We start from the raw sequence: 15347 nt of genomic DNA on the forward strand, positions 1-15347 counted from the left end.
CAGGTCAGATAGCGCGGCGGGTATCTGATGAAATCTTGATATTTCAGCGCTCAGGGGTTGGCAGTTTGAATTTTGCGCCCAGATATCCACTGAATATTAGCCACGCGGCAAGCAAAGGAACGCATGTATGAGCTTTGACTATGATCTGTTCGTCATCGGAGGTGGCTCGGGTGGTGTACGCGCGGCGCGTGTAGCTGCGGGTGAGACCGGTGCCAAAGTGGCGCTGGCAGAAGAGGATCGTTACGGCGGAACCTGCGTGATCCGCGGCTGTGTGCCCAAAAAATTGATGGTTTTTGCCAGCGAATTTTCTGGGATGGTCGGAGATGCTCAGGCATTCGGTTGGGATGTTCGGCCCGGTGAGTTCGACTGGAATTTATTCCATGGCAAGTTGGTGACCGAGTTGGACCGTTTGGAGGGCGTTTATCGCAACATCCTTAAAAACAACGGTGTCGAAAGCTTTGATCAGAGGGCCCGTGTGGTCGATCCGCATACGGTTGAACTGGCTGACGGGACGCGCAAGACCGCCAAGCACATCCTGATCGCCACGGGTGGGCGTCCGGTTGTGCCCGAGTTTCCCGGCTCGGATCTGGCGATCACCTCAAACGAGATATTCCATCTGGAAAAATTACCCGAAAACATCCTGATTGTGGGTGGCGGCTATATCGCAAGTGAGTTTGCCGGCATCATGAACGGATTAGGGGTGAAGACTACCCAGTTCTATCGTGGACCTCAGATTTTGCGCGGCTTCGACGAAGAAGCGCGCGGTCTGATCTGCGACGAGATGCGCCAGAACGGCATTGATGTGCGCCTGGAAACCAACGTAGTCGAAATGACCAAAGATGGCGACAAGATCCGTGTCAAAGCCACAGATGGCAGTGAAGATCAGTTCGATGTGGTGATGTATGCCACCGGCCGCGCACCCAATGCAGATGATCTTGGGCTCGAGGCGCTGGGTGTCGAACGCGGTCGCAAGGGCGAGATCATCGTAGATGAATACAGCCAGACCGGCGTGCCATCGATCTACGCCATTGGCGACGTGACGGATCGGGTGAACCTGACTCCGGTTGCGATCCGCGAGGGAATGGCCTTTGTCGAGACGGTTTTCAAGGGCAACCCGACCCCCGTGGACCACGAACTGATCCCGACCGCGATCTTCACGCAGCCAGAAATGGGCACAGTAGGCCTCAGCGAAGAAGAGGCGGCGGCGCAGGAATCGATCGAGGTTTATGCGACCTCATTCAAGCCGATGCAGAAATCATTTGCAGGAGGCTCGCAGAAGGTTCTGATGAAGCTGATCGTGTCACAGGCGACGCGCAAGGTGCTGGGTTGTCACATTGTGGCTCCGGGCGCGGGCGAGATGATCCAACTGGCTGGAATTGCCGTGAAGATGGGGGCCACCAAAGAAGATTTCGACCGCACTGTTGCAGTTCACCCAGTCATGGCCGAAGAACTGGTGACAATGCGGCAACCTGTGCGCACGGCTTGATTTGCAAGCGCGCGCACACACGTTACAAGGGAACCCGTGATCACACGGTCCAATATAAGGGAAAAGATACACATGGCGGGCAACAGCGGCGGCCCCTGGGGGGGCGGAGGCTCATCCGGAGGCGGAGGAAATCGGGGTAACAACGGGGACGGGCGCAAGCCCCCCGAAGGCGACGGCCCGCAGATCCCCGAGATCGACGAGCTGATGAAAAAAGGCCAGGAGCAGCTGCGCGTCCTGATGGGCGGTCGTGGCGGCGGTGGCCGTGGTACAAATGGTTCGGGCGGCGGTGGTGGTCCGGCGTTTACCAAGGGCACAATTGCAATTGGTGTGCTGGTGGCAGCAGGTCTCTGGGCTGCGGCGAGCTTCTACACCGTTAAACCCGAAGAACAGTCTGTTGAGCTGTTTTTGGGCGAATTCTCGGCTGTTGGAAATCCAGGTCTGAATTTCGCGCCTTGGCCTCTTGTCACCGCAGAGGTGATTCCGGTCACCCGCGAACAAAACGAAGACATGGGTGGTGCCCGCGGCAGCGACGATGGTCTGATGCTGACCGGGGACGAGAATGTGGTCGATATCGACTATCAGGTCGTCTGGAACATTAACGACCCGGCCAAATATCTGTTTAACCTGCGCGATCCGCGCCAGACTATCCGTGCCGTTTCGGAATCGGCCATGCGTGAGATCATCGCGCAAAGCGAGCTGGCACCAATCCTGAACCGGGATCGTGGCATTATTGCCGACCGTTTGCAGGAACTGATTCAGGCGACAATGGACAGCTATGATTCAGGTGTGAACATCGTCCGTGTGAACTTCGACAAAGCCGACCCGCCGCAGGACGTGATTGCCGCGTTCCGTGATGTTCAGGCCGCCGCGCAGGAACGCGACCGGTTGCAGAACGTGGCGGATGCTTATGCCAACCGCGTTCTGGCCGAAGCGCGGGGTGAAGCCGCTCAGGTTCTGGAAGAGGCTGAGGCCTATCGTGCCCAGCAGATCAACAGCGCAATGGGTGAGGCCAGTCGTTTCAGTGCGGTTTTGGAAGAGTACTCCAAAGCGCCGGATGTAACCCGCAAACGTCTGTACCTGGAGCGGATGGAGCAGGTTCTGGGCGATGTTGACAAGATCATTCTGGATGAAAACTCGACAGGATCAGGGCAGGGCGTCGTCCCGTATCTGCCGCTGAATGAACTGCGCCGTAGCCCTGCAGGGGAGAGCAACTGATGCGTAAATCGACAATCATTCTGCCGATCGTATTCGTCGCAATCGTCGGCATCCTGTCCTCGATCTTCATCGTGGATGAGCGCGAGCGCGCGCTGGTTCTGCAATTTGGCCGCGTTGTTGCAGTGAAGGAAGAGCCGGGCTTGGCGTTCAAAATCCCGTTGATTCAGGAAGTGGTGCGCTATGATGACCGCATCCTGTCGATCGATGTGCAGCCGCTGGAAGTTACGCCTTTGGACGATCGCCGTCTCGTGGTTGACGCCTTCGCGCGCTACCGGATTTCGGACCTGAACCAGTTCCGTCAGGCGGTCGGTGTCGGTGGCATCCCGGTTGCCGAGGATCGCCTGGACCGTATCCTGCGCGCTGAAACGCGTGAGGTTCTGGGTTCGGTATCGTCCCGTGATATTCTCAGCTCGGACCGTGCTGCGCTGATGCTGCGAATCCGCAACAGTGCGATTGCCGAAGCGCAGGCTCTGGGCGTTAACGTGATCGACGTGCGTCTGAAAGCCACCGATCTGCCGCAGGCGAACCTCGAAGCGACGTTTGACCGGATGAAGGCCGAACGTGAACGTGAAGCCACTGACGAACGTGCCCGTGGTAACGAGGCGGCGCAGCGTGTACGCGCGCAGGCCGACCGGACTGTGGTTGAACTGGTGTCCGACGCAAATCGCGAGGCTGAAATCATTCGCGGTGAAGCGGATGCCGAACGGAACTCGATCTTTGCCGAAGCCTACGGTGCCGATCCGGAGTTCTTTGAATTCTACCGGTCGCTCACAGCTTACGAAAACGCCCTACAAGGCGGCAACAGTTCGTTGATCCTGAGCCCGGATTCAGAGTTCTTCAACTACCTTGCTTCGCCGACTGGACGTCGGGCGCCCGCCGCTGCGGCTTCCGAGTAATGGGTATGATCCTTCTGGCCTTTGGGCTGGTGTTGATCGTTGAGGGGCTGGCATATGCGCTGGCCCCTTCGCTTATTGAGCGCATGCTTGAGGCGCTGAGAACTCTGCCTGAACAGGCGCGGCGTTTGGCTGGATTGCTATGTGTCGTCAGCGGTTTGATCCTGTTGTGGGGCGCATATCAGGTCGGTTTTTGATGCGATGGTTTCACGCACCGGTGATTTCCCCGCGATCCCGAGTTGCGGGCTTGGCCAAACTGACTACATTGGTTGCTAAGAGGGGTGATCTTTGGTTGCCCGCAAAAGAAGTGTCGACAAGGAGACCCCAAGTGCAGGCGAAAGCGCGCAGTGTGTCCGTCCGGCGGGACGATGTTATGGTAATGATGCGGCTTATGTGGCTGGCCTTTTTGGGGATGCTGCTGGTTCTTGCACAGTCGGTGGCCGCGCAGTCGCGCGGTGACAGTCTGGCACCGCTTGCTGAAAAGATCAGCCCTGCGGTGGTCAATATTACCACCTCGACCCTGATTGAAGGTCAGACCGGTCCGCAGGGGATCGTGCCCGAAGGCTCTCCGTTCGAGGATTTTTTCCGCGAGTTTCAGGACCGCAATGGCGGGGATGACGAAAACCGCCCGCGCCGCAGCAACGCGCTGGGCTCGGGGTTCGTGATTTCGGAAGACGGGTATATCGTCACCAACAATCATGTCATCGCCGAAGCCGATGAAATTTTGGTTGAGTTCTTTCCTGGTGATGGTCAGCCTGCAGAAGAGTTGGTTGCTAAGGTGATCGGCAGGGACGAAAAAACCGATATCGCGCTGCTGAAAGTCGAAGCCGAAGGGCCGTTGAAATATGTCCAATTCGGTGACAGCGATACAGCGCGCGTCGGGGATTGGGTGATTGCGATGGGCAATCCGCTTGGGCAGGGTTTTTCGGTCTCGGCCGGGATCGTGTCGGCGCGAAACCGGGCGCTGAGCGGGTCGTATGACGACTATATCCAGACAGACGCGGCGATCAACCGAGGGAATTCGGGCGGTCCGTTGTTCAACATGAATGGCGAAGTGATCGGTGTGAACACAGCGATCCTGTCGCCCAATGGCGGCTCGATCGGGATCGGGTTCTCGATGGCCTCGAACGTGGTGATCAAGGTTGTCGATCAGTTGCGCGAGTTTGGTGAAACTCGCCGCGGCTGGCTGGGCGTGCGCATTCAGGACGTGACCGAGGATATGGCCGAGGCAATGGGTCTGGACAAACCCGGCGGCGCGCTGATCAGCGATGTGCCCGAAGGTCCCGCGAAGGAAGCCGGACTGCTGGCCGGAGATGTGATCATCAGTTTTGATGGTGTCGAGGTCGAAGATACGCGCGGCCTTGTGCGGCAGGTGGGTGAGACCACCGTGGGCAAATCGGTACGCGTAGTCGTGCACCGCGATGGCGGCACTCAGACCGTGTTGGTAACTCTTGGCCGCCGCGAGGATGCCGAGCGCGCTGAGGAAGGTGGTGAGCCAGAAGCCGAAACGCCCACCGAAGAGGACAAGAATATTCTTGGCCTGACCATCGCTCCGTTGGGCGACAGCCAGCGCGAGGAATTGGGGTTGGATGCCGATGCCGAGGGCCTGTTGGTCACCAATGTGGATGAAGCTTCGGAAGCCTTTGAGAAAGGCCTGCGCATCGGCGATCTGATCACAGAGGCGGGGCAGCAAAAAGTGACCTCAATTGCTGATCTTGAGGCTCGCATGGAAGAGGCGCGAGAGGCTGGGCGTAAATCGCTGTTGCTGCTGGTACGGCGTGGCGGAGAGCCTCGTTTTGTGGCACTGAGCCTGGAACCGTAAACAGCATTCCAATCAAAATTTAAGAAGGCCGGGTGAATATCCCGGCCTTTCTTCATTTATTCATACTTTCTTAAGAAAGAAGCCATATGCCGGGGAAGGCATATGGCTCTTGTACAGGGAGAGGTCGGTGGACAGATATCGGGGATGATAAAACCGACCTCCTACGGTAACAGGATTGACCTTAGGGCAATCTTGATGCCGCGTATGTGAAGCGGATCACATCCGTGCAACTTTAGATCAGATCAGATTCGGCAAGTTGCCGTAGTGCGTCGAAATCGTGGATTTGCAGACCTCCACGCGAGGCTTCGACCACATTGTCGCGCTTCCAAGTCGATATGGTTTTTGACACCGCTTCACGCGTTGCACCGACGAATTCAGCCAGTTCGCTTTGTGACAGCGTGATCCGAGCCGTCGGTGTGTCTTGTTGACCTGCCAAATGCAACAGCTTGCGCGCCAGTCTTATCGGCATTGGCAGGAACACCTGCTCGTTCAACTGATCGCCCATCCAACGCATGCGCACCCCCGCGAGGCGGATCAAGTCGACCGCGAGATCGGGGTTCTTTCGGATCTGTTCCATGACATCCTTGTGTCGAACGCGAAGGACTTTGGCAGGCTCTGCTGCGGTGACAGTGGCGGTCCGGGGACCGCTGTCGAACAGAGCAATCTCGCCGAACACTTCGCCAGCGCGCATCAGCCTAAGCGACAGTTTACGTCCGCTCATGGCCAAAAAGGATACCTCGAGCTTGCCGGACAGGATCGCATAAAGCGCCTCTCCTGGGTCGCCTTGTTCGAACAGTACATCGCCCCGGTCGAGCGTCAATTCTGTGGCCTGGGCCGCCAGCATTGTGCGCAGCTCTTCAGAGGCTTCGGATAGGAATCCGCTATTGGGGAAAGCCATCATGCGGGCGATTGTCTCCGGAGTTGAGTGGTGCGGGTGGTGCCCCAGCTTTCCACAGCTTGCGTTCTAAGCCAAGAAAATTCATCAGATATTAACGCTGAGTGATCCGACCAGTTACTGATCCGGGTCATCCATATAGCGTTGCAGCATGCTGAACTGCATCATCAGGAACGCCATCAGCGCGATGGGAAAGCCGAAGGTTTCGATCTTGACCCAAAGGTCGGTCGACATTGTTCTCCAGACCAGTTCATTGGCGACCGCAAGCACTGCAAAACAGGCACACAGTCGGCGCGTCAGGATCATCCAGCCTTCGTCACGCATGGGCAGCATTTCGTCCAGAACGTATGCCAGGTAGGACTTTCCCTGCAAAAGACCGATCCCAAGGATGGCGGAAAAGAAGCCATAGACCAGCGTTGTTTTCATCTTGAAAAACCGCTCATCATTGAACCAAGCGGTAAGGCCACCGAAGAAAATCACCATGAACGCAGTGAAAATCTGCATGCGGCTGAGCTTGCCTGTGAGGTACCAGAGGATGCCCATTGCGGCGAGCATCAGCGGTACAAACAGGATGGTGGCGACGATAAAGCCCGAATACTCGGTGCCACCGATCACGAAATTGTCATCACGCAGGCGCAGGTAGATGAAGAAGAAGGCTAGCGGAGGCCCAAGTTCCAGAACCTGTTTGAGGAAAGGGTTGATGTCTTTTTTCTCTGCCATGATTCCAACCTACTGCTTACCCGCCCATTTCAACTATTACGGCACCGAGTGCAATCAATGCCATTAATGCAATGCGCCTGGGGCCGACGGTTTCTTTTAGCACTAGCCAACCGATGAGCGCGGCGAAGACGGTTGAGGTTTCGCGCAGGACGGCGGCTTCTCCGACCTTGTCGAGCCGCGTGGCCAACATGACCGCACCAAAAGACAGCGGTGCGACGATACCGCCGACAAAACCGCGCAGCATCAGGGGGCCGAGTGCTGGTCGGTGAATCATTGCACGGTATCGAAGCGCGGCGTAAATCGGCATGGCGGCTCCGTCGATCATGAAAAACCACGCGAGGAAGGTGAACGGGTCGGCTGTGGCGCGTATGCCGTAGGCGTCATAGGTCGTATAGAGCGCGACAAAGAGGCCAGTGGCAAGCGCCAGTACCAGCGCGATATGTAGCGTGTCACGATTGGTCTCAAGATAGCGCAGGTTATAGGCGGCGAGTCCGAAGATACCTGCCAGCAAAGTGGCCACACCCAGCCATTGAACACCTGTGAATGTCTCGCCAAACAGAATATAGGCCCCGATTACGGTAAAGAGCGGACCAGTGCCACGCACGACCGGATAGACAACCGTGTAGGAGCCTTTGGTATAGGCCATCGCCTGCAGCACCTTGTAGCCGATATGGATCACCCAAACGACGCCAAAGATGGGCCACATATATGGTTCGGGCCATGGGACAACGAAAAAGGCGAAAGGCATCGCCATAAGGCAATAGCAGGCATCGATCGCCCCACGCGACATCCACGGGTCATGGCGCCCCTTTTGTAGCGCGCCGAAGACCGCATGCAGGAAGGCCGCCATCAGCGCGAGGGCGAGGGCGAGGTGGTGGCCTGCTTCGGTGCCTTCGAGGGAGATTAGCCAGTCGCTCAAATCGGGGCTTTCGCTTGGGCGGAGAGAGTGGGGGGCTGTCTGCCCCCCACGCCCCCCGAAGGTATTTTTGGCCAGATGAAGGGGCGGATCAGGTTTGCAGGCCGGTGAGGGCGGCGGCGAATTCTTCGGGGTCGAAGGGGGCGAGGTCGTCAATCTGCTCACCGACGCCAATCGCGTGGATCGGCAGACCGAACTTGTCGGCGAGGGCGACCAATACGCCGCCTTTGGCTGTGCCATCGAGCTTGGTCATCACGAGGCCCGAGACATCGGCGAGGTTGCGGAAGGTTTCGACCTGGCTAAGGGCGTTCTGGCCGGTGGTGGCGTCCAGTACCAGCAGGGTGTTGTGCGGGGCCGTGTCGTCGACCTTGCGGATGACGCGGACGATCTTGGCCAGTTCCTCCATCAGGTCAGCGCGGTTTTGCAGGCGGCCTGCTGTATCAATCATCAGAAGGTCGGCACCTTCGTTTTGCGCTTTGGTCAGGGCATCGAAGGCCAGCGAAGCGGGGTCGGAGCCTTCGGGGGCGGTCAGAACCGGCACACCTGCGCGGTCTCCCCAGACCTGCAACTGCTCGACGGCGGCGGCGCGGAAGGTGTCTCCGGCGGCGATGACGACCTTTTTGCCTGCGGCTTTGAACTGGCTGGCGAGCTTGCCGATGGTCGTGGTTTTGCCCGAGCCGTTCACGCCTACGACCAACACCACTTGTGGGCGCTTGGGGTAGATTGGCATTGGTTTGGCCACAGGGTCCATCACACGCGCGACTTCCTGCGCCAGCAGCTGTTTGATTTCCTGGGTCGAGAGTTTGCGGCCAAAGCGCCCCTCTGCCATGTTGGACGTAACGCGCAGGGCGGTGTCGACGCCCATGTCCGAGGCGATCAGAAGCTCTTCGAGCTGTTCCAGCATGTCGTCGTCCAGAGTACGGCGAACAACCGTGCGGTCTTCGTTGCGGGTAAACAGGCGGCCCAGCAGACCTTTGGAATCGGGGACTTCCGGGGGCGGAGGGGCCGGTGTGGGATCAGCCGGGATCGGAGCTGGGGGTTCGGCCGGTTGTGGCACAGGCGCAGGCTCCGGCACTTCGGGAACCGGTTGCGGTTCTGGCTCGGGGTCAGGGATCACGGGGTCAGGTGTGGTTTCCTCGCCGCCATCCTCGACAATCGCATCCAGCCCCTCTTCGAGGCGCGATGAGGATTTGAACAGCTTGTCCTTGAGCTTTGAGAAAAACGCCATTTTTGGTCTCCGCAGGTGTTCCCCTCACCTAATGCGGATTGAAAGCAGTTGCAAAGGGTCAGGTGAAGGTGATCAGAAACCCGGCCTGCGCCCCCCAATAGAGCGGCCAGACCAGATAGGGCGTAAGCTTCAGGGCCGGGTGCTTGGCGGGCAGCAGAAACTTTTCAGTCGCAAGGGTCAGGTCCGAGGCGATGAAGGCCATAGCGGCGGGCAAGGCCCAGCGTAATACACCAGTATCAGGAAGGGACAGAACGGTTATGCCCATGCCCAGGATGATCGGGATATAGGCGAGGACGGGGATCTTGAGGTCTCCGGCGCGGGGGGCGAGCAGCGTGGCCATAACGATGCCAAGAATGATCAGGGACCAGAAGGTCGCGGGGTGGTCGAAGATCAGTTCCAGGTTGCTATCGGGATGGGTCATGAACAGAGCAATATAAGCCAGATGGCCAGCCGCAAATGTGCCGATGCCTGCCATGAATGTGCTGTCGGTTTCGCGTGACAGAAGGGCATCCCCGATGGCGCAGAGGGTGAGCGCAAGGATCAGAAGCCATGGTGCATTTGCCAGTAGGGCGATTCCGGCCAGCAGGGCGACCGACGCTGTTTTCAGCGTGCTGCGCAGGGCGCTGGCAGGGCGCGGGGTTAGTGGCAGGTAGGCCAGCGCGCAGGCCCCCGCGATCCAAAACAGAAGTGTCGTCATGGTGCATCCCCGATGTTTTTGAGGCAATCATCGCCATGATCACCGCGGTGCATCAAGGCGTGACGTTGAGTTATCTTGCCGATTTGGCAGAGCCGGAAAGGTTGAATGGTACTCGGGAGCAGCATCTGACAGACTGAAGACATGTTCAGAGCTATTATGATTCTGCTGACCTTCGTGGCGCATTCCGTTGCGGCGCAGTCGCCTCTGACTGCGACTGAGTTCGATGCGTATACCCGTGGGAAGACGTTGTTTTACGGGTTCGGTGGGCAAGCCTATGGGGTCGAGCGGTATCTTCCTAATCGTCGTGTGATCTGGTCATTTCTGGATGGCAAATGCATGGAAGGGGTCTGGTACGAGCAGGAAGATCAGATCTGCTTTATCTATGAGGATCAGCTGGCGCCGCAATGCTGGGTGTTCACGGAGTTCGGCGGCGGGCTGATCGCGCAATTCGAAGGTGATCCGACTGCGACGGAGCTGTACGAGGCTGAGGATATTGGCGAAGAGATGCTGTGCTACGGGCCGGATGTCGGGGTCTGATGTCAAGCGTCGGGTGGCCTTAGCTCTTCGTAGCCAATCATGACATGTCTTTTATATGCAGGTCTTTCGGTTAACGTGTCGTAGTATCTGCTAAGATGCGGGAGCGTCGCGCGGCTTATTTCGATATCGTAGTAGCGGTAGAGCACGTGGCCGAATTGGATATCGGCCAATGTGAACGTATCGCCCGCCAGATAGGGTGAGTCGGCAAGCAGAGTATCCGCTATGGTGAGCTTGAACTCCAGATCGATGACAGCCTGTCGGATTGTCTGATCGTCCCGCTGTTTTGCAGGGGTGCGAACCACTTGCCAGAATACCGGGACGGTAAACGCCATTGCGACGTTTAGTTTTGCCCATTCCGCCCATTTGTCGATCTGTGCGCGCTGAATGGGATCTGATGGCCAGAAAGTTTCGTTCCCATATCTGGTAGCAAGATACCGCAGGATGGCACCGGTCTCCCAGAGCGGTGCGCCGTCACCATCTCTTAGAACCGGAATGGTTCGGTTTGGATTCAGGGCCTGAAACGCCGCGCTGTCCAATCCGCCAAAGCGATGACCCAGATCGTGGCGCTGGTACTCCAGATCGAGTTCGCCGACACACCACATGAGCGCCTGAACATTGGATGATGTTTTACGGCCCCAGATCGTCAGCATTGATTAGAACAACGATCCCTGATCAGGCGGTGCCTGTTTGGGTTTTTGGGTCGATGCTTTGCCCTGTGTTCCGGTTTGGAGGCGACCATCGGCGAACTCGATCTCAAGTGCCGTGTGACCGGCGGCCTGTGCTTTGGTTGTGATGACTTCCCCGTCGGCGCGCACGACGGCGTAGCCACGCCCGAGCGTCGCCTTGTAGCTCAGCGTTTCGCGCAGGCGGTCGGTGGCCTCCATTTGCTGGCGTAGGCGGTCCAGCCGCGTGGATTGCGCGGCGTTCAGGCGATCGCTCAGTCGGTTGAGGGTATCGCGCCGTGTTTCCAGCTCGCGCTGGATAGGGCGCAGAGACAAGCGCGAAGACAGATTGCGCCAGCGGTCTCGGCGGGTTTCGACGAAACTGCGCAGGGTCGAGGGGCGCAGACGGGCCGCGCTATCGAGCAGTTTGACGCGACGGTTCTGAACACCCCGGATCAGCGCGTTGGGCAGGCGTTCCGAGATTTGGTCGAGCCTTTGGCGCGGGCTTTCCAGCAGCGTATCGGGGCGGGGCAGGGCTCGGGACAGATCGCGCAGGCGCTGGCTGCGTCGTTGCACGGCATCCGTGGAGGCGCGCGACAGGCGGGCCCCTTGTTCGTTGGTCCAAGCCAGCAGTTCCATGCGGACCGGTACGGCAAGTTCGGCAGCGGCGGTTGGCGTAGGGGCGCGGCGGTCCGAGACATAGTCGATCAGGGTGGTGTCGGTCTCGTGCCCCACGGCCGAGATCAACGGGATTTCTGAGGCGGCAGTCGCGCGTGCTACGCTTTCTTCGTTGAAGCCCCAGAGGTCCTCGATTGATCCGCCCCCGCGCGCGACGATAATCAGGTCGGGTCGCGGGAGGGCCCCGCCCGGTGTGAGTTGATTGAAGCCTTCGATGGCGCGGGTCACTTCAGGGGCGCAGTTTGCCCCCTGAACCGCGACGGGCCAGATCAGAACTTTGCGCGGGAAACGATCGCGCAGCCGATGCAAGATGTCTCGGATCACCGCACCGGAGGGCGAAGTGACGACGCCGATGATCTGGGGCAGGTAGGGCAGGGGTTTCTTACGTTCAGCCGAAAACAGCCCTTCGGATTCGAGCTGTTTCTTGCGCTTTTCCAGCAATGCCATTAGTGCGCCTTGGCCGGCGACGGCGACCTCATCGACGTTCAGATTGTATTTCGACTGGGCTCCGAAAGCTGTGAGACGTCCGGTGACGACAACTTCAAGACCTTCCTCGGGAACAACCGACAAACCTGATATCTGCCCTTTCCACGTGGTGCAGGCCAGAACATTCCGGTCGTCCTTAATGTCGTAATAGAGATGCCCCGAGCGCGCCTTGAATACGCGCCCAACCTCGCCGCGTACACGGATTCGCCCGAAGGTGCCCTCGAGAGTGCGTTTCACCTCACCCGAGATGTCCGAGACGGTGTATTCGGGGGTGTTTTGGCCCGGAATCGGGTCGTCTAGCAGGTCGGACATTTCAGCGCCTTGTGTCAAATCTCTGCGCAGCTTAGAACGCCGCGCAGGCAAGGCCAAGCAGATCGGAGCGTTTCATGAATATCCTCATTCTCGGCAGCGGCGGGCGCGAACACAGCCTTGCCTGGGCGGTGATGCAGAACCCTAAATGTGATCGCCTGATTGTGGCGCCGGGCAACGCCGGGATCGCGCAGATCGCAGATTGTGCTGCACTGGATATCGAGAATGGTGGGGCAGTCGTCAGTTTTGCCGAAGAAAACGCGATTGATTTCGTAATTGTCGGCCCTGAGGCTCCTTTGGCGGCGGGGGTTGCTGATCGGTTGCGTGAAGCAGGCGTTCTGGTCTTTGGTCCGTCAGCCGAAGCGGCGCGGTTGGAGGCCTCAAAAAGTTTCACCAAGGAAATCTGTGACGCATCTGGCGCGCCGACAGCGGGTTATGCCCGGTTCACGGAAGCAGAACCAGCCAAGGCTTATATCCGCGCGCAGGGTGCCCCGATCGTGGTCAAGGCCGATGGTCTGGCTGCCGGGAAGGGCGTGATCGTTGCAATGGATGAGCAATCCGCGCTGGACGCCATTGATGACATGTTCGGCGGTGCCTTCGGTGGCGCGGGGGCTGAAGTTGTGATCGAAGAATTCATGGAGGGCGAGGAGGCTTCGCTTTTCGTTCTCTGTGATGGTGAGGATATCCTGTCGATTGGCACGGCTCAGGATCACAAGCGTGTGGGCGAGGGGGATACCGGACTGAACACCGGCGGCATGGGTGCGTATTCTCCGGCCCCGGTTTTGAGTGCCGAGATTGAGGCCCGTGCGATGGATCAGATCGTGCGCCCAACCGTGGCTGAGATGATGCGGCGGGGGACGCCATTTCAGGGTGTGCTTTATGCAGGGCTGATGATCAAGGATGGTCAGCCCAAGCTGGTGGAATACAACGTGCGTTTTGGCGATCCGGAATGTCAGGTATTGATGATGCGGCTGGGCGCGCAGGCGATGGATCTGATGCACGCTGCGGCCGAAGGGCGGCTGGGTGAGACGCGCGTGAACTGGGCCGAGGACCACGCGATCACCGTCGTGATGGCCGCAAAGGGATATCCCGGCACCTACGAGAAAGGCACTGCAATCAAGGGATTGGAGGACCTGCCCGAGGACAGCCGGAACATGGTCTTCCATGCGGGTACTAAGGCGGCTGAGGGGCAGGTTCAGGCAACAGGCGGTCGGGTTCTTAACGTGACCGCACGCGGGGAAACACTGCAAGAGGCGCGGGACCGGGCCTATGCGATGGTAGAAGGCGTGGATTGGCCCGAAGGCTTCTATCGCCGTGATATCGGTTGGCGCGCACTGTGATCTGATTGCCGGGCTATGCCCGACTTCATTGATTGCGAGTAGAGGGCATTGCCCACTCGGCCTTTGGCCTCACCCCCAGGATACTTATGGCCAGATGAAAACGGGATCAGCACTTTAGCGCTGCGGTCAAGTCATCGCGTTTATTGAGCGGGCCGAGATCAGCGGTTTGCCAGCCGTTTTGGTATGAGACGCTGATGATGCGCGTCCAGTTCGCGTTTGCAACGATTAACTCTGGGGCACCGTCGCATTGACGTAGGCCGCCCGAGATGAAGTCCTCTCCGATTTTGTGATTGGTGAGGCTGGGGATCGACTGGATTTCGGTCAGGGTGCCGTTTTCAAAGCGCCAGATGCGCAGGGTTTTAGCGAGGTGTGGGCGGTCGACATAGGCGATCTCGATACGGCCGTCACCATCGAGGTCGGCGGCACCGATAGGGGCAAGCCAGCGATTCCGGGTTCCGATATAGGGGGTGGCGGCGATCAGACCGCCGCCGTTGTAGATTGCGAGCCGGGCACCTTTGTCACGATGGCTTTCAACCACAAGCGCTTCGCGACGGCCGTCATTGTCTATGTCGACAAGACGCGGCTTAATATCTTCAAAGACCCGTTCCATGGGCAGGCGGATTGTGTATCGCGCCGAGTTGGGTACGTATTGCAATACAAGCGCGCCGTATTCGATCTGATCACCGAGCACGCCGTGCGGGTATCGAGCGGTGGGTTCGGCGTATTCCGCCGATTCCAATGGCTCATACTGCCATGGTTGCTGCGACTGAGCTTTGATCGGACAAATCCCCAGCGCGATTGCTAGGGCCATGACCGACCGGGAAGGCATCAGATTTGTTTTTCGGGCATCTGGACAACCAGCCCGTCCAGCGCATCGGTGACCTTGATCTGGCAGGTCAGGCGCGAGCGCTCAGTGTCGGGCTCATAGGCAAAGTCCAGCATGTCTTCTTCCATGTCGTCCTTGGCTGGGATTTTCTCGACCCAGTCAGGGTGAACATAGACATGGCAGGTCGAGCAGGCGCAGGCGCCACCGCAATCGGCCTCGATGCCGGGGATATTGTTGTCACGGGCCCCTTCCATGACTGTCAGTCCGTTGGCGACCTCGACTGTATGTTCGGTACCGCCATGCTCGACATAGGTGATCTTTGCCATTGCGTGCGTCTTCCTTTTGCGATGTTCGAATTCTTCCTTAGTGAAGCGAGTTAAGTCTTTCCAGTGGGAATTGCGACTCTGCATGTCGCGCGTGGAGATTCGCTACATTTATTCCGGTTTCTGTCCGAGTTACGAGAATTCGAGGCTCTGCAAGTTCAAGACAGTGAACAGGACGCAAATTTGATGGACAATCCAGCGGCAGGCGAAGAGGAGCAGGTAGCCGCAAATCTCCAAAGAGCGTTGGAAATGGCGGGGCGGATTGGCGCTCAAAACTGCCGTTGGGATGAAGACGGCTTAGGTATTATAGAACT

The 15347-nt window shown here is 58.4% G+C and carries 16 protein-coding genes; 7 read left to right on the forward strand and 9 right to left on the reverse strand.

Annotated elements, in window-relative coordinates:
* Nucleotides 1-127: 127 nt before the first annotated feature.
* The 5 genes from gor to ACRZ91_RS01210 all read left to right on the forward strand — a co-directional run bounded on the left by gor (nucleotide 128) and on the right by ACRZ91_RS01210 (nucleotide 5416).
* A complete protein-coding gene (gene gor / locus ACRZ91_RS01190) occupies nucleotides 128-1486 on the forward strand; it encodes a glutathione-disulfide reductase (RefSeq protein WP_480715179.1) in 1359 nt (452 codons plus the stop codon).
* A gap of 72 nt (nucleotides 1487-1558) precedes the next feature.
* Complete coding sequence (gene hflK / locus ACRZ91_RS01195) at nucleotides 1559-2701, forward strand: FtsH protease activity modulator HflK (protein WP_319546894.1); 1143 nt, start codon at nucleotides 1559-1561, stop codon at nucleotides 2699-2701.
* Nucleotides 2701-3597, forward strand: a complete 897-nt coding sequence (gene hflC / locus ACRZ91_RS01200) for a protease modulator HflC (RefSeq protein ID WP_010439217.1) — start codon at nucleotides 2701-2703, stop codon at nucleotides 3595-3597. Before hflK ends, hflC begins: the two co-directional genes overlap by 1 nt.
* On the forward strand, nucleotides 3597-3791 hold the full coding sequence (locus ACRZ91_RS01205) for a DUF2065 domain-containing protein (RefSeq protein WP_010439218.1): 195 nt from the start codon (nucleotides 3597-3599) through the stop codon (nucleotides 3789-3791). Before hflC ends, ACRZ91_RS01205 begins: the two co-directional genes overlap by 1 nt.
* 176 nt (nucleotides 3792-3967) lie before the next feature.
* Nucleotides 3968-5416 carry a Do family serine endopeptidase gene (locus tag ACRZ91_RS01210; protein WP_480903368.1) on the forward strand — a complete coding sequence of 483 codons (1449 nt, stop codon included), beginning with the start codon at nucleotides 3968-3970 and terminating at the stop codon, nucleotides 5414-5416.
* Between the two features lie 232 nt (nucleotides 5417-5648).
* Here the strand turns inward: ACRZ91_RS01210 and ACRZ91_RS01215 are convergent, their stop codons facing one another.
* The 5 genes from ACRZ91_RS01215 to ACRZ91_RS01235 form a co-directional block, all read right to left on the reverse strand.
* Nucleotides 5649-6317, reverse strand: a complete 669-nt coding sequence (locus tag ACRZ91_RS01215; protein WP_010439221.1) for a Crp/Fnr family transcriptional regulator — start codon at nucleotides 6315-6317, stop codon at nucleotides 5649-5651.
* A 111-nt stretch (nucleotides 6318-6428) separates the two neighbouring features.
* Nucleotides 6429-7031, reverse strand: coding sequence for an inner membrane-spanning protein YciB (locus tag ACRZ91_RS01220; RefSeq protein ID WP_010439223.1), 603 nt, complete (start codon nucleotides 7029-7031; stop codon nucleotides 6429-6431).
* Between the two features lie 16 nt (nucleotides 7032-7047).
* Nucleotides 7048-7950 (reverse strand): EamA family transporter, encoded by a 903-nt coding sequence (locus tag ACRZ91_RS01225; RefSeq protein ID WP_010439225.1) that lies wholly within the window; start codon nucleotides 7948-7950, stop codon nucleotides 7048-7050.
* A gap of 88 nt (nucleotides 7951-8038) precedes the next feature.
* On the reverse strand, nucleotides 8039-9175 hold the full coding sequence (gene ftsY, locus ACRZ91_RS01230) for a signal recognition particle-docking protein FtsY (RefSeq protein WP_480901973.1): 1137 nt from the start codon (nucleotides 9173-9175) through the stop codon (nucleotides 8039-8041).
* A gap of 58 nt (nucleotides 9176-9233) precedes the next feature.
* Nucleotides 9234-9872, reverse strand: a complete 639-nt coding sequence (locus tag ACRZ91_RS01235) for a lysoplasmalogenase (protein WP_480901975.1) — start codon at nucleotides 9870-9872, stop codon at nucleotides 9234-9236.
* Between the two features lie 141 nt (nucleotides 9873-10013).
* Between ACRZ91_RS01235 and ACRZ91_RS01240 the strand changes: the two genes are divergently transcribed.
* Nucleotides 10014-10409 (forward strand): hypothetical protein, encoded by a 396-nt coding sequence (locus tag ACRZ91_RS01240; protein ID WP_029621749.1) that lies wholly within the window; start codon nucleotides 10014-10016, stop codon nucleotides 10407-10409.
* Between the two features lie 2 nt (nucleotides 10410-10411).
* On the opposite strand, the gene ACRZ91_RS01245 is transcribed toward ACRZ91_RS01240, so the two are convergent.
* Nucleotides 10412-11059: a glutathione S-transferase family protein gene (locus ACRZ91_RS01245; RefSeq protein WP_480901979.1), complete on the reverse strand. Its 648-nt coding sequence runs from the start codon at nucleotides 11057-11059 to the stop codon at nucleotides 10412-10414.
* 3 nt (nucleotides 11060-11062) lie between these two features.
* Nucleotides 11063-12547 (reverse strand): exodeoxyribonuclease VII large subunit, encoded by a 1485-nt coding sequence (gene xseA, locus ACRZ91_RS01250; protein ID WP_480901981.1) that lies wholly within the window; start codon nucleotides 12545-12547, stop codon nucleotides 11063-11065.
* A gap of 74 nt (nucleotides 12548-12621) precedes the next feature.
* On the opposite strand from xseA, the gene purD reads away from it, so the two are divergent.
* A complete protein-coding gene (gene purD / locus ACRZ91_RS01255; protein ID WP_480901983.1) occupies nucleotides 12622-13884 on the forward strand; it encodes a phosphoribosylamine--glycine ligase in 1263 nt (420 codons plus the stop codon).
* Nucleotides 13885-13990: 106 nt separating this feature from the next.
* Here the strand turns inward: purD and ACRZ91_RS01260 are convergent, their stop codons facing one another.
* Both ACRZ91_RS01260 and ACRZ91_RS01265 read right to left on the reverse strand, forming a co-directional pair.
* On the reverse strand, nucleotides 13991-14695 hold the full coding sequence (locus ACRZ91_RS01260; protein WP_480901985.1) for an FG-GAP repeat domain-containing protein: 705 nt from the start codon (nucleotides 14693-14695) through the stop codon (nucleotides 13991-13993).
* A gap of 17 nt (nucleotides 14696-14712) precedes the next feature.
* Nucleotides 14713-15036: a 2Fe-2S iron-sulfur cluster-binding protein gene (locus ACRZ91_RS01265; RefSeq protein WP_010439247.1), complete on the reverse strand. Its 324-nt coding sequence runs from the start codon at nucleotides 15034-15036 to the stop codon at nucleotides 14713-14715.
* Between the last annotated feature and the right edge of the window lie 311 nt (nucleotides 15037-15347).

This window comes from Ruegeria sp. O11, assembly GCF_056535285.1.